At 45.4% G+C, this 14,305-nt stretch carries 12 protein-coding genes; 4 read left to right on the top strand and 8 right to left on the bottom strand.

Annotated elements, in window-relative coordinates:
* Window positions 1–164 precede the first annotated feature (164 nt).
* Window positions 165–467 carry a helix-turn-helix domain-containing protein gene (locus QU605_RS14500; protein ID WP_289726098.1) on the top strand — a complete coding sequence of 101 codons (303 nt, stop codon included), beginning with the start codon at window positions 165–167 and terminating at the stop codon, window positions 465–467.
* Window positions 468–737: 270 nt separating this feature from the next.
* Here QU605_RS14500 and QU605_RS14505 read toward each other — a convergent pair whose 3' ends face one another.
* The 4 genes from QU605_RS14505 to QU605_RS14520 all read right to left on the bottom strand — a co-directional run bounded on the left by QU605_RS14505 (window position 738) and on the right by QU605_RS14520 (window position 5,573).
* Window positions 738–2,216: an RHS repeat domain-containing protein gene (locus tag QU605_RS14505; RefSeq protein ID WP_289726048.1), complete on the bottom strand. Its 1,479-nt coding sequence runs from the start codon at window positions 2,214–2,216 to the stop codon at window positions 738–740.
* 548 nt (window positions 2,217–2,764) lie between these two features.
* Window positions 2,765–3,412, bottom strand: a complete 648-nt coding sequence (locus QU605_RS14510) for a head GIN domain-containing protein (RefSeq protein WP_289726049.1) — start codon at window positions 3,410–3,412, stop codon at window positions 2,765–2,767.
* A gap of 130 nt (window positions 3,413–3,542) precedes the next feature.
* Window positions 3,543–4,292 (bottom strand): CPBP family intramembrane glutamic endopeptidase, encoded by a 750-nt coding sequence (locus QU605_RS14515; protein WP_289726050.1) that lies wholly within the window; start codon window positions 4,290–4,292, stop codon window positions 3,543–3,545.
* A 129-nt stretch (window positions 4,293–4,421) separates the two neighbouring features.
* Window positions 4,422–5,573: a helix-turn-helix domain-containing protein gene (locus QU605_RS14520; protein ID WP_289726051.1), complete on the bottom strand. Its 1,152-nt coding sequence runs from the start codon at window positions 5,571–5,573 to the stop codon at window positions 4,422–4,424.
* Window positions 5,574–5,916: 343 nt separating this feature from the next.
* On the opposite strand from QU605_RS14520, the gene QU605_RS14525 reads away from it, so the two are divergent.
* Window positions 5,917–6,774: a C-GCAxxG-C-C family protein gene (locus tag QU605_RS14525; protein ID WP_289726052.1), complete on the top strand. Its 858-nt coding sequence runs from the start codon at window positions 5,917–5,919 to the stop codon at window positions 6,772–6,774.
* A 399-nt stretch (window positions 6,775–7,173) separates the two neighbouring features.
* Here the strand turns inward: QU605_RS14525 and QU605_RS14530 are convergent, their stop codons facing one another.
* From QU605_RS14530 to QU605_RS14540, 3 genes are read right to left on the bottom strand one after another with little or no spacing between them, the layout of a single operon-like run.
* Window positions 7,174–9,687, bottom strand: a complete 2,514-nt coding sequence (locus QU605_RS14530; RefSeq protein WP_289726053.1) for a TonB-dependent receptor — start codon at window positions 9,685–9,687, stop codon at window positions 7,174–7,176.
* On the bottom strand, window positions 9,677–10,588 hold the full coding sequence (locus tag QU605_RS14535; RefSeq protein ID WP_289726054.1) for a FecR family protein: 912 nt from the start codon (window positions 10,586–10,588) through the stop codon (window positions 9,677–9,679). Before QU605_RS14535 ends, QU605_RS14530 begins: the two co-directional genes overlap by 11 nt.
* Window positions 10,589–10,636: 48 nt before the next feature.
* Window positions 10,637–11,161 carry an RNA polymerase sigma factor gene (locus tag QU605_RS14540; RefSeq protein WP_289726055.1) on the bottom strand — a complete coding sequence of 175 codons (525 nt, stop codon included), beginning with the start codon at window positions 11,159–11,161 and terminating at the stop codon, window positions 10,637–10,639.
* Between the two features lie 115 nt (window positions 11,162–11,276).
* On the opposite strand from QU605_RS14540, the gene QU605_RS14545 reads away from it, so the two are divergent.
* A complete protein-coding gene (locus QU605_RS14545; protein ID WP_289726056.1) occupies window positions 11,277–12,731 on the top strand; it encodes a hypothetical protein in 1,455 nt (484 codons plus the stop codon).
* 25 nt (window positions 12,732–12,756) lie between these two features.
* Window positions 12,757–13,260 (top strand): hypothetical protein, encoded by a 504-nt coding sequence (locus QU605_RS14550; protein WP_289726057.1) that lies wholly within the window; start codon window positions 12,757–12,759, stop codon window positions 13,258–13,260.
* Between the two features lie 149 nt (window positions 13,261–13,409).
* Here QU605_RS14550 and QU605_RS14555 read toward each other — a convergent pair whose 3' ends face one another.
* Complete coding sequence (locus tag QU605_RS14555) at window positions 13,410–14,276, bottom strand: RnfABCDGE type electron transport complex subunit B (protein WP_289726058.1); 867 nt, start codon at window positions 14,274–14,276, stop codon at window positions 13,410–13,412.
* Window positions 14,277–14,305 lie beyond the last annotated feature (29 nt).

Consider the following 14,305-nt stretch of genomic DNA (forward strand, 5'->3'; position numbering starts at 1 on the left):
CACTTTGGTCTTGAACTTCGAGGTAAATTTTCTTCGTGTCATTTACAGTAAATTTAATCATTAAACTTACTGCCCTAATTTTTGGGGTATCTACACTGATAATCAATATTTAAAAAAAGTAATTCATCAAAAGTGCCAGTTTACCATGCTACCCGGACAAGGATATTTCGCAGGGCGACCTTGCCAAAATGATTGATGTCCACGCCACGCATATTTCCCGATACGAGCGTAACTTGACATCGCCCACGATTGACGTGGCGAAGAAGATTGCGGATGCTCTTGAAGTTTCTACGGACTCACTTATTTACGGCTCTGATGAACAGATTGTAAACAACAAGCTGAACGATGAAGAACTGTTGCAGTTGTTCAACAAGGTTCAGCAATTGGGCGATGAGGATATTACGAGCGTAAAGGCGATGCTTAAAGCCTTCGTTTTCCAGAAGGATTTACAAAAACAGCTTGCATAAAAAAACCACTCCGAAGAGTGGTTTTGTCTTACCTGAACCTTTTAAATATTATCGTACTTATCAATGATAAAACTAATGATGCTATTATTAGGATATACCACCAATAAGGAATAACCCACAAAAAAAAGTACTCAAAGGTTTTACCTATATTTTTAAAATATCCACCCTCTAATTTAAGAACTTCCATTCCCTCTTTTATCGTAAAAAAGTACAATATCAGCGAAGTGATAACAAGAATAATCAAAAAGTGTTTTATAAATATCTTCATCTTTAGTTGCCGTTTGGGTTTTGAGTTTCAAATAACTTATTATAATCCTGAATGCTGTATTGTTGCCCGTTGTAATTGATATTTTGGAATACACCATCCGAATTAAAGTTTATACGGAAATCTGTATTAATTATACCTTTTCCTCCTTCTCCTGGTAGACTTGTAGCAGGATTACCTTGCAAAGCTCCAACACCTATAAAAACAGAATTTCCAGCACTATCAGTAATAAAGGATTCTGTGGAAGGGAAATTATCTCCTGTTATATTAGCCGATATGCTTAAAACTCCTGTTTCCTGATTGGAAGATATTGAGAAAGCACCATCAACATCGATATTTGGTGTTAACGCTTTTGGCGTTAGCGGATTTGCGCCTTCGATTTCTGACTGAAAACTTACCTGCTTTGCTCCTGTGGATGTCTCTCCAATTTGAACATTCTTCAAAGCATTTCTATCTGGTGCCGTATCAGTTCCTAAAAGTGGGTGATGTGTTGGGTCGCTTGTTTGCGTTCCTCCAGATACAATAGGTCTGCTTTGGTCAAAGTCAATATTTACAGCTTGTTTAACTCTTGATGTAACACTTTGAGAAGTCGTAAATCCTCTACTTGCTCCATCTCCAGAAAAACCACCGCCAAAAGTTTTGAAAGGTGCAAATGCCCTCGTGTGTATTGAAACTTTTTCTAATCCTTCGAGTTCAAACGCATCGATTACCCTGTTCTCCGAGAAATTATAAGGGGATTGATAACTGTACTGTTCTGCCAATGGGTCGATGCTCCAAAAACGTCCAATTGCTGGGTCGCTAAAACGAAACTTCCATTCGTGTACGTTCAACCCTAAATCCTCTGTCCATTCCTGTCCCTGATATTGCTCTTTGTTATTTACCGTTCCATTGATAACATTATTGTACCCACGGTGCAAAAGACCGAATGGATAGTAGTTTCGCTCGTGCAAAATCTCGGTGTTCGGGTCGATTGCTCCGTTCCCGTCAAGGTCTGAATAAGAGAGCCTGACGTTATTTACTTGGTCCTTGTAATTATAGACATAGTCGTACCCGCCCATCCCGTCTGGGGTCACATAGCCTTCCGGGTGGCTGAAAAACTGCAGGGCACCATTCTCATAAATATAGTTTCCCGCATATGCAGTGCGGGTCTCTACGCTGTTTTGGGTGACTATCTTTTTGAGTTTGGTACCCATGGCATCGTAAATATATTCAATATCATCACTGCCGAAGCTCACAAGAGTTGGTAAATTCAAATGATTATATGTGATACTCGTAATCCCTTTATTGGCATCGGAAATCATATTGCCATTCTGGTCATATGAATAATCATCAGCGCCATCGGTCATAAAGTTGATTGCATCGTCCTTGAAACCGTACATGTCGTTGGTCAACTCATCAGATACCTTCATCAATTTATTACTATTATTTTGATAGTTGAATGTCAAATTATCCATTGTACCATAATCCTGGGCATTAGAGAGCATCGGATTAAACGCATTTCGAAGGTTAAAATGTAGTATCCCACTCGTATAAATTGAGTATCTTTAAAACGGCAAAAGAGCCCATTAATTATGCCCTAAAACGTATTGATTTAGCTCCCGGTTTGGAGATCGGTTAGGCAAACAGAAGTTAGAGTGTAAATAGTTGTAAATCAATATATTGGAGTGCTAGGAATGTCCTGCCACCCCGACCGAGAAAAGCCAGACATGAAAATGTCTGGCTTTCGCGTTTCCGGGGGGCACCAAAAATTGTTTTTGTAAGCCACCTGGAAACGCAGAAAGCGGCCAGCCGGAGGGCTGGCCTGGCTTTTCTCGAGCAACGACCCCCTTGAGGATCACGCGAGGTACGAGCGTAATCCTGGAGGGAGTGGTAGTAGGCAGTCGCAGTTGGCAGTGTGCTGCTTGAATCCGTTTAACTTCGAAAAGTCCGGAAGGAATGAAAAACGGACTTCTGCCAGCAGGCAGAAGTAAGGGTTTGTTTCAGTACCCCCCCCTTCAGGATCACCGAGCGTAAGCAAGGTAATCCCTGGCCTCTAATTCGCATCGATTACTTTGCCTGAACCCGAAATATTGACCTCTAGAGCTGGTGTTCCTTTGTAATAAACATCCCCACTACCTTCAATATCTACATTTAAAGTGCTTATTGCGTGAACTTCGCAATCCCCACTACCAATTATTTCTACATTACAATTTGAGACAGTGAATAGAAATCCATTGAACTTTCCCGTTCCTTCATTCTGAAGCATCAAACTTTCAGCATTTCCCTGGATGGCGATGTTTCCGGTTCCGGAATTAAATACCTCAAAGCTCCCGCCTTCATCAACATTGGATATCTCAATGTTACCGACCCCCGTGTTTTTGATTCCATTGATTCTTTTAGCAACAATATTGGCTTTCAGACTTATATCCTCATAGTTGTTGTCATCCAAGTATAGCCTGAGTTCATTATTCACAACTTCGGTTTTTACCCGTCGGATGATATTGTCATCGGCTATAACCTCTACGGATTGTGAATTGCCCTGGGTAATCGTAACCTCGAAAACTCCTTCACTACTCACCTTGGTGAAATCGGCAACGTTCCTAAATTCTGAAATTGGTATTCCGGAACCTACGATAGGATCCTTAGTACATGCTGTTAAAGTAATTAGTAAAACACAGATTGAAATATTAATACGTTTCATGATATTTTTTTTAGGTTGATTTTATTTCATTGTATTTGTGTCCTATAACATAAAGACGCAGTAGGCCTGACAGTGTTACATGAGTGCGGGGATCACGGTTGAGGCAACCCTTGTTCTAAAATCTTAAGTTTTAACCAATAATATTCATTAGCAGCATAATTAACGGTATGCCATTGAGTGTGGCATGAGAGATCAGGAAAATAGTGTTGTTTTGGTACCGCTGGGTTACGTAGGACATAAACAGGGCCCCCGGCAATACCATGACTGCATTATAAGGTGCAAACAAGTGAAAAGAGGTCCATAACAAACCATGCACGATCCAGGTGTATTTGCCATGTGTCAATTCCTGTCGAGGCCACAGATAGCCCCTCCAGAGAACCTCTTCTCCCACCACATTCAGGAAATATAGTATAAGGAAAAGGCCCAGCAACCACCAATTGCCGTGAACACTATACCCGGCAAAGGTTTCCCCATTATTCATGAAATTCGTTACAACCTCTGGAGTGGGAAATGCATCGTGAATTTTTTTGACCAGAGGAAAGGCTAGTTTATAAACGGCAACATAGGAGGCTGTATCAACAGCTACAAAAAGAAGCGTCCATAACCACATCTTCCCTTTAATAGGTTTGTATCGAAAACGCGCTTTCAATGCTTTCCAGTTCCATGGATTGCCCTCTGCCCTGTAACCGTAAAGGGCGACAATAAAGAATAAAGCAAAGGGGGATATATAGGTTAAGAACAGGATGAGTTGGCTTACGCCCAACTGATCCAGATAGGGTATGACAACGCGTTCGTTAATCAAGAATAACATTGCCGCGCCTAAAAAGATGACCAACGAGGTGAGGAACCGTATGGGTTTAATTTGTGATTGTTGTTTCACCACTATCAATTGATTGGTTATAGAACAAAGGTGCCCTGGATTTACATGAAAATCGACCGAATAAAAAAAGTCGAACCCTTTAATTGGTTCGACTTCTTATTTTCAGACGTACGACTTTTGTGGCAGCCTTTAGCTACGGTATTGTTTTCGGTATTGCGTAGGGGTTAGTTTGGTATATTTTTTAAATGCCGTATTAAAGGAAGATTTTGAATTAAAGCCAACATCGTACAATATTTCGAGTATCGTGAGATTGCTTTTTGAGGTGTCAGCCAAAATTTCCATGGCTTTTTTGATGCGATATTCGTTTACAAAATCAAAAAAATGCTGGTTTAGGTTGTGGTTTATTAAAACCGACAGTTCTTTTGAGGGCAAATCTAATTGTTTGGAAAGCCCGTAAATACTTAAGGAAGCATCCAGGTAAGGTGCTTCTGTTTCCATATGCCTCTTTAATCTGCCAACCAATTCATCGTCTCCCTTGTCTTCAACTGCCAGGGTTGCTTTTTGAGGTTTGCCGGCAATAAGTTGTTTAACCAATAGTTGTTTTGAATCTACCCTCCCGTAGAGTTCGGGTGTTTTTAAAGCCTTTATGACGAGCCAGCAAATAAATAGCAATGCCGATAGTCCTGTTATGGTCATTGCCAGCTCATAGGGTGCATCTAAATTGTTTATCAAAAAAACATTTTTGAGTGTAGAAACAAACACCTCAACTGATATGAGTGTCAGTAGTGTAAGCAACCAATTATAATAATTGACATGGCCATTTGAATAATTTTCCAAGAGTAATTTTTTCGATCGCAGAATGACATTAAAAGATGCAATAATATAGGCAGCGATCTGAAGATGAATTAAGAGATAGACCAACTTCATTTCGATAATTAAACCTTCGTCAGCTCTCAATATTTCTATTTTCCCATCAAAATCTGCTAAGTAGAATCTGGGAATTAATATGGCTATGGCAATCACAAAAGGAAGCGCATGCCAGAGATGTTTCCATTTTAATTTGAAATCTGCATAGGTGACGGAACAGATATAAAAATAAAGCAGGGGTGGACTAAAAAAGAGTAACGTATTTAGAAATAGCACGACTCCTGGGTAATATGGCATGATAAATTGACCCATCAATATAGATCCAGCATCGATCGCACTAATTATTAAATAGATTGAAATAAGAACGTTTGAAGATCGGTTCTGAGATTTCAGGGAGAGTAAAAAGAAAGCGAAAAATAAACTTAAAAAAGAAGTGAGGATACTTAGTACATCAGCTAACGAATTTAGGACCATATCGTTTAAATTCTTCTCTAAAAATAATGATTATAAAACCATTTGTAGCCCATCGATATTGAAAGGTTGAAGCAGTTCTCAACCAATGCCATCGCACCAGAGGGCCCCTCAACATAAGGGCCTTATACGAGCCCTAATGGCCGTTCGGTCCAGGGCTGACCCAGTCATCTCCCATACAGGATCACGCCGTCCCTACGCCTATCTGCGACATAATCCTGCAGAATTCAAGCACCAAATAACAGATCCCAGGCTTGCATAATAAGCCCCACTTGATCGAGATCATTTCAAGCCTCCGTATTTGGACCTACCTTGTTTACTATAGAAACCACAAGGACATTGCCTTATGAAAGCCAGGACGGAATACCCAAACGACGCCAAGGACGTCTTTAAAGCATGCGGAACTTGTTCCCGCACGTTTGCACATTTGTTGAATCGCGAATTCAGCCATCCGGATGAAGCTATGGAAAAGGCGATGAACCCAATGGCCGGGGGTATCATGAATCAGGGATATCAATGCGGGATGCTTTGGGGCGCAGTCCTTGCTGTAGGTGGTGAGGCCTACCGAAGGCATGGGGATCCGGATGGGGCAATAGAGGCTGCTGTGAATGCCACCCAGGAACTGATCACCTCCTTTGTGGAACAAACCGGTACGATTAACTGCAGGGATATCATTGGGATCGACCTTACCAGCGAGGCTGGCATGGCGGAGTTCATGCAGAGGGTTACCTCCCAGGGAATGGAAAACAGCCACTGCTTTAACCTGGCAGAACAATGGGTTCCTCATGCCATAGAGGCAGGTAGTAAAGGAGTTAGTACTGCCATTAATCCTATCCTTAAACCCCGTAGCTGCGCTTCAGAGGTAGTCAGGCGAATGGGGGGTACCGAGGAAGAAATGGCCATGGTGGCTGGATTTGCCGGTGGGTTGGGCCTTATAGGAGGGGCCTGTGGGGCTTTAAGTGCGGCCATATGGAAGAAGATGCTGGACTGGTGCAGGGAGCATCCGGAGAATGATCCACCCTATTTCAATAACATAACCGCAATGAATATGCTTAAGGCCTTTAAGGAGGAAACCAATGGTGTGATGCATTGCAGCCAAATTTGTGGCCGTCAGTTTGCACATTTAGAGGAACATACGGAATATTTAAACCAGGGGGGCTGTAAACAACTTATGGAGGTTCTGGCTGTTTCTGGGAATGCTTAACCCTGAAATATACTTGTTTTTGATTCGATTTTTAATACGTTCTGATCTGGATTATGTTCAGCAACCTTTGCGAAAGCGGCAATGAAATCTCCTATGCCGCCCGTGTTTTATTTCCATTTATTTCAGCAACCGCGTTTTTATTTTCTCCTTTTCCAACTACATCTTTCAACCCAAATAAAGGCCTAAGTACACGGATCCTACTGTTTATGGAGATCGACCCGATTATGAAGCCACTGAAAAAACATCCCTGGTTTGACCAGGTAATGAAGCAGATCAAAGACCGCTTTTGGGAGAATAAGGAGGAATTGGAAAAATCGCTTGAGCGAAAGGGGTTACTGTGAACAGAATCCGGGTTTTTCTTAGGTTCGTGTGCCAAAGTTCGTCCTGCTCACAAGGGGGTCAGTTGAATAAGATCTTCAGAGAAGCATTAGGTGTAATGCCCAGAGATTCCTGGATAATTTGCTGGGGGCTTCCCAGGCCTGAAGGCCGGAAGAAGGTGTTGAGAGGGTTTATCCGGTTGGTCACATTCCACATCGAGATGCCTGCCTGAATCCCGATCAGATCGCTTATTCTACTTCTGTAGATGGCAGAGACATCCAATCTGAAATAATCCTCCAGTTGCTCTTCGTTCACGGGTCCGTAGTTAATCTGATCTCCTGCCAGGGTGTTATCTGTTATGGGGGACGTAAAGGGTTTTCCTGTTCGCCAGTTGCCTCCCAGGGCGAGATGGATCTTTCCGGCGGTATAGGTGATGCCTGTGGAAAGGGCATGGCGAATGTCAAAATTACTCCTGAAGTCTGTTTCTTCGAGTTCCGGGAAGTGGTACTGGCTTTGAAGGTACCCGTAGCTAAACCACATATTCAAGTTGTTAAATTGTTTCCTCAATAACAGCTCAACCCCATAAGAATCGTAGTTTCCAGCAGATTTAACGAATTCATACCCATCTGTGAATCCCTGGCTTTGGGTGGTAATGCCTTCCACTCCTTTGAAGAACCCCACGGCATTGAGCAACCAGTCCTTCCGGACATAACTCAAGCCCAATGAACCCTGCCGGCTCCGGATTATGGGAATATCATCGTTATTGGAAAGTTGCCAGCGTCTTTTTTCAACCCCTAGAAAATCGTTTTGAAAGTTAATAATCTGGGAGGTGTTCTGGTGTTTAAACTCACCCAAAACTTCCAAATGAAACCATTGCAGGAATTTATGGTTCAGGCTGAGCCTGGGTTCCAGTAGGAATTTGCGAAACTTCTCCAGGTAGTTTCCCCGGATACCCCCGTTGATTGTTGTCCTCCTGTCCCCTGAGTTCCAGTGGACTTCCGAGAAGACTCCGTGGGTCCGGAGGACCTCCCCGATCAATCTCCGGAAAATTGGGTTATCCACATCGTCCAGATTGGTGATTTTTGTCTCGACAAAATGATAGCCGTTTCCCCATTCCAGGGTTTCGGAAAGGCTTTTCCGCGCGATAGCGCGCACCCCTGTTTCGGAAACGCTGTTTTCCTGTAGGAACCGCTGATCCTGCAATACATCGGAATTGATAGCCCTAAGTTTGTAATCGGATTGGTAAACCGAAAATTCCGTTGAAAAATCCGAACTCCAGTTGCGGGTGTGGTACAACCCAAAGGCCGTGCTCTTTTGTTCCAGGCTGCTCTCCTTTGCCACTTCCAAACTCTCCAGGATGGCATTTTCATTGAAAACAACCTCATTGGAGGTATGTATGAAATTGACCCGTAAGAGGTCCTTTTCCGTTGGTTTAGAAAGCAGCCGGGCCGAGGCGTCGTAGAAGTCGAAGGCGACATCGCTATTGGATACGGCCGAGGCATTCCTCTCAATTTCGGTATCCTGTGCAATGCGTTTGAAGTATTCGGAGTAGGTCGGGGTTTCAAAAAAGTCACTAATAGCTTTTCTTCCTGCGAGCTGAACAGAAGTGTTTTCTCCAAGGGGGGCATCGAGAAAACCATTGACATCAATCATATTGAGGCCGAGGCTTCCTTTGAATTCCGGGTTGATTATCTTGTCCGTACCCATGGCGATGGTGCCGCTTACACCGTCGGTCATGGCGGCTGAGGTCCCATTTTTCTGCAATTGCACTTTTTGGGTGATCTGGGGATTATACATGGAAATCAAACCGAAAAAATGCCCGGACTGGTACATTTTTATGTCGTCCCACAGGATGAGGTTTTGGTCATGACTCCCGCCCCTGATATTGATATTCGACACGGTTTCATCGATACTCTGGATGCCTGGAAACGCCTGTACGGACTGCAGGACATCGCCTTCCACCAGGCCCGGCAGGATGGTAAACCTGTCAAAATCCAGCTGGAACGCCCCATTGTCCAGCTTATCCATGCCCCGGATGAGGTAATCGGACAGTACGATCTCAGTCAGTTTTTCCCGGTCCTGGACCATGTAGACGGGACTGCAGTTCTGGGTATTGAAGAACCTGTATTCACGGCGGATACTCCGGTGCCCGATATGCCTGATCAGTACCAGGTCGGAAGGGCTCCCCACAATGAGTTCAAAGTATCCGTCCTCGTTGGTTACCGTTCCTGTGTCCCCGGACTGTATGGTGGTGTAGGGCAGGGGTTCAAAGGAGTCCTTGTCCCGGACATAACCGCACAGCCGGAGGAGTTTGGCCGTTATGGCGATTACCGATTCTGAGAGGAATTTAAATTCAAGACCTGTCTGTTCCTGCAGGAATTCAATTTGCCGTGTAAGGCTGAGGTCCTGATCCGGAGCAGGCACCTCGATGCCCTCGATGAGATCAGATGCGTAGTTAAACTGAACGTTATTGCGATCCTGGATGTCCTTAAGAAGGATCAGCAGGGATTTGTCAGCCTCAGGTTGCTGGCCCCGGAGGGGTGCACTGAAGAGGCAGAGCAAAAGGCTTAGTACGAAAAGTCGGTTAGTGCTCACGGGGTTTCACCCTGACTTCATTATTAATGCGTTTACTGTATTCCAATCCCAGGGGTTCTGTAATCGATTTGAGGGCCAGCTCCAGGTTTTCATGTGTAAAGCCCCCGGTAAAAAGCTGCCCTGAAGACACTTCCTCCAGGGTGACCTTTACCTTGTATTGGCGCTCCAGTTCGGCAAAAACTTCTGCCACGGGCACGCGTTGAAAGTCACTGATATTATTGGTCCACTGTGGATGCGCATACGTGTTTTTCCCTGAGGATACCCCCCCATCCGAAATCCTGAAATTTTCACCGGCGCCGAGAACCAGTTCGTGACTGCCCGAGACCACTTTTACCTGACCCTCAAAACACCGGACCTCGAATACCCGGCCCCTTTGGCGGACATTGAATTCCGTGCCCAGGACGCTGACGCTTCCCAAGGGGCTTTCCACGTCAAACCTGGCGCCTTTGGCCACATCAAAAAAGGCCTCCCCCTCCAATTGTACGTGCCTCCTCTTGTCCCAATCCGCTTTGTTGTAGGCAATTTCCGTTAGGGCATTGAGTGTTACGGAAGAAGCGTCCGGAAGTGTTATAGCAGTTTTTTCGCCTACTCCTGTTTCCACCCGGACCAACTCCTGCTGGAAAAGGAAATAGTAGAGTGCTACACCCAGTAGGAGTGCACTTGCAACGCGCATCATGGGGCGTATCCAATTCCGTTTTCGCTCCGGGGTCCTCCTGCCGGACAGCAGGTTCCCCAAGTCGGTAGAATTTCCTCCTTCCGCCAGGTCGGGCGCTGAAAATGCGGCAGCATCCGAAATGATTTCCTTGTAAAAGGAAGCCTCTTCGAGCGCTTCAAAGGCATCTGATTCCTCGGGGGAAAGCTCCCCTGTAAGCCATTTTCGTATCAAGTCGTTCCTTTCCATAGAACACGTCCCTTTCTTATATAACAACTCAGGAGTCGTTTTTCCCGATTATTTTATACGGAATCCTTCCAATTCATTTTTCAAGGTGTCAAACGCCGAGTAAATCCGGTATTCGACAACCTTTCGGGTCACGCCCAGCATCTCTGCGATTTCTGCGTGTTTTTTCCCTTCCACCTTATTGAGCAGGAAGGCTGTACGCTGCTCCTCGGTGAGCCTTGAGAGCACTTCCTGGTATTTTTTGAAATACTCTTCCTTTTGCAACAGGAATTCTGGAGATTCATTGGTATACCTGTCAGGCTGCTGCGACCGGTATTTGAGGACCACTTTCTGATGCTTAGCTTCGTTGAGCATCATATTGTTCGCCACGGTAAAGAGGAACGACTTTGCCTTTTCAACCGTTACCTTCTTACAGTTTTCCCATAGTCTGACAAAGGCCTCCTGCATCTTGTCGTCCGGGTTAAAGCCTTCACCGTATTTGTAGTACAGGTATTTATAAAGGTCGCTGGACAGGCGTTCATAGAGGCCAGAAAACACCGATTCTTCACAAATATCCTTATGTAATTCCTTTTTCACTGGGAGTTATTCGACGCGATTAGAAGTATTAAATCTATTTTTTTCATTTTTTTTCAGGAGTTTTTCCAGCCGGGTTGTTTTATATATAAACATCAAAAGTGAAAACTTATTTGCCATGAAAAAAAATATCAAACCATTTAGTCTTTTTTTACTCGGACTGGCACTTCTATTTTTCTCCTGCCGTGAGGAAGAATTTGAATTGGTAGAAGGGCCACGGGAAGAGGTGCTTCAGGCCAATTCAACAGTGGCTACACTGTTACAGCGCACGGCTACGAACGACGGGTCGCACGACAACATCATCGACATGGCCAGCTGCCTCAGTGTCCAGCTTCCAATTACCGTAATAGTGAACGGACAGGAGATTAACGTGGATTCGGAAGATGATTTTGATACCATCGAGGATATTTTTGACGCCCTGGAGGACGACGATGATAGCCTTGAGATAGAATTCCCGATCACGGTAATCCTAAAGGACTACACTGAGGTACTGATTTTTGACGCCGACCAGCTGGAAGATCTGACCGAGGATTGTTCGGGTGAAAATGAACCCGACGAGGACATTGAATGTGCGGATATAAAATATCCCATAACGGCTTCGATCTTTAATTCAAGCAACGAAGTACTCGACGTGATCACCTTTACCAATGACAGTGACCTTTACAGGTTTCTGGATGGGCTGGAGGACGACGATATCGTAAACCTGGATTTTCCGATTACCGTCGTGCTTTTTGACGGGACCGAGGTCCTTGCTGCAGACCTCGACGCCCTGGAACGTATCCTTGACGATGCCAGCGATGACTGTGATGAGGACGACGACAACGACTACGATGATGATGATTGCGACTCCTGTACTACGGACCAGTTATCAGAGGTATTGGTTGGATGCCCCGACTGGCGCGTAGATCGTTTAGAGCGGGACGATCAGAATCTTGAAGAGCTTTACGAAAGCTACCTGTTCGGGTTTAGCGAAGATGGGACGCTTGAGGTGTTTTCCAGCACCGGCACCCTCGAAGGGACCTGGGAGGCGGAAGGATCTGCGAACGAGATCACCTTGTCGATCAACATCCCGGACCTCAATGATTTCAACGCATCCTGGAGGGTACATGAGATAGAACAGGAAGGGGATGCGCGTGAAATCGACCTGAGGATAGGTGAAGACCGGCTCGAATTTGAGAGTATCTGCACTTCAGACAGCTCAGGGGACGATTCCGCGGGTGATACGACAGACGGCAACGGGACAATGGATCTGAATTCCTATTTAACAGAGGGGTCCTGGAGCGTGTCTACCTATCTGGATAATGGCCTTGATGAAACTTCAGACTTCAGTGCATACACTTTTGTCTTTGAGGAAAACGGGGTTGTTACGGCAGATAACGGGAGTACAATCACGGGTGCATGGGCCATTCAGGAAAGCGGGGACAAGCTGGTATTGGATTTTGGAACCGCCTTGCCCCTTGACGAATTCAACGACGACTGGGATGTTTTCCTGGCCAGCGATACCCGTATCGAGCTAAATGATACCTCCGGGGGGGACGGGATGACAGACACGCTTATCCTGACAAAACAATAAACTTTTAATACAAAACAGATTTACCATGAACAAGCACTTTTTAAAAATCGGATTCCTGGCGGCTATCCTACTTAGCACGGCCTGCACAAGCGATAGTGAAAATGACGATACCACCAACCTGGCACAGTTACAGGCGGATGTGGAGGAACTGACACAAACTGCCCGCTCGGGGGAATGGACCATAACGAATTTTGTGGATGACGGCGCAGATGAAACCACTGATTTTGCAGGATACGATTTTACCTTCAACCCGGACGGAAGCCTTGTGGCGGATAACGGCACCAGCACTGTCGTGGGCACCTGGTCGATCACCATTGACGATCACTCGAGTGATGACTCGGACGATGACGGCATGAATGATGACGATGACGATGAGATTGAGTTCAACATCTTTTTTGCCTCACCACAATCTTTTAATGAGCTATCAGAGGACTGGGATATCATTTCCTTTTCCTCTGACATGATTCAATTGATCGATGACGATGACGACGGTGATGGTACTACAGATTTACTGACCTTCGAAAAATGAGTTTGGCTTAACCTGGATGCCTGATGTAAATCCATCAATTAACCCTGCTATGAAAAAGAAGGGTTTTATAAACTGACCCCGGGGAGACCCGGGGCGGTTTTTTTGTATAAGCATGCCTTTGGGGGGGGAGGTTTATAGGATCAATCCCATCAGGAACTCCCCATGGACCGGCTTCCCTTTCGAATAATCGGCGCACTTTCTTTTCCCTTAATGGCCACCCCATTGTCGTCTAACCAGACAATGGCTCCTGTCGGACATCGCTGAATAGGGATTTGGGTATTGTGATTTTCGGCGTAGTTAACTACCGGTAAATTATGCTTCATCGCGATGAGTTCCCCTGGGGCATCCATAGCGCATTTGCCACAGGCGGTGCAGGCCACCTGGCAATCTTCAAGAATGGCATTGCCGTGTTCCAGATTTTTACATGCCACCCAAAGCCGGTGGCTGATGGGTTGTAATGAAAATAAGTCTTTTGGACAGGCCTCCACACAATCCCCACAGGCTGTGCATTTGTCCACATCTACAACGGGCAGGCCATGTTCGTCCATGGTAATGGCATCAAAATCGCATACGACTTCGCAATCTCCATGTCCGAGGCATCCCCAAAAACAACCCTTACCACCACCCGATATAAGGGCGGCTGCCTGGCAACTTTGTATCCCGTTATACCGCGCGCGATTGATGGCCACGTTTGTCCCCCCGGCACAGGCCAGACGCGCGACTTGTTTTTCTTCAGCCCCCAGAGCTACCCCGAGAAATTCAGCGATGGCCTTCCGGCCGTCATCCGAACTCACGGAACATTTTCCCGGCAAGGATTTCTGAAGTACCAACGCCTCAGCAAAAGGGCGGCAGCCGGGATACCCGCAGGCACCGCAGTTCGCATGGGGCAACATGTCTTCCACGGTATCGATCCGGGGATCTTCATAGACATAAAGCTTCTTGTTTGCAATAATCAGAATTATCGCAAGCAGAAAGGTTAAACCTCCAAGTACGGCTATTGCCCCAAGGACAGACATTCTATTTTGTGTATTCGTTCAAAAACCAA

The organism is Robiginitalea aurantiaca, from assembly GCF_030380815.1.
Taxonomy (GTDB): Bacteria; Bacteroidota; Bacteroidia; order Flavobacteriales; family Flavobacteriaceae; genus Robiginitalea; species Robiginitalea aurantiaca.

Coding starts and splice junctions, on each gene's coding strand:
- QU605_RS14505 (WP_289726048.1), bottom strand. CDS start 2,216: ATGCTCTCTAATGCCCAGGATTATGGTACAATGGATAATTTGACATTC.
- QU605_RS14510 (WP_289726049.1), bottom strand. CDS start 3,412: ATGAAACGTATTAATATTTCAATCTGTGTTTTACTAATTACTTTAACA.
- QU605_RS14520 (WP_289726051.1), bottom strand. CDS start 5,573: ATGGTCCTAAATTCGTTAGCTGATGTACTAAGTATCCTCACTTCTTTT.
- QU605_RS14525 (WP_289726052.1), top strand. CDS start 5,917: ATGAAAGCCAGGACGGAATACCCAAACGACGCCAAGGACGTCTTTAAA.
- QU605_RS14535 (WP_289726054.1), bottom strand. CDS start 10,588: ATGGAAAGGAACGACTTGATACGAAAATGGCTTACAGGGGAGCTTTCC.
- QU605_RS14545 (WP_289726056.1), top strand. CDS start 11,277: ATGAAAAAAAATATCAAACCATTTAGTCTTTTTTTACTCGGACTGGCA.
- QU605_RS14550 (WP_289726057.1), top strand. CDS start 12,757: ATGAACAAGCACTTTTTAAAAATCGGATTCCTGGCGGCTATCCTACTT.
- QU605_RS14555 (WP_289726058.1), bottom strand. CDS start 14,276: ATGTCTGTCCTTGGGGCAATAGCCGTACTTGGAGGTTTAACCTTTCTG.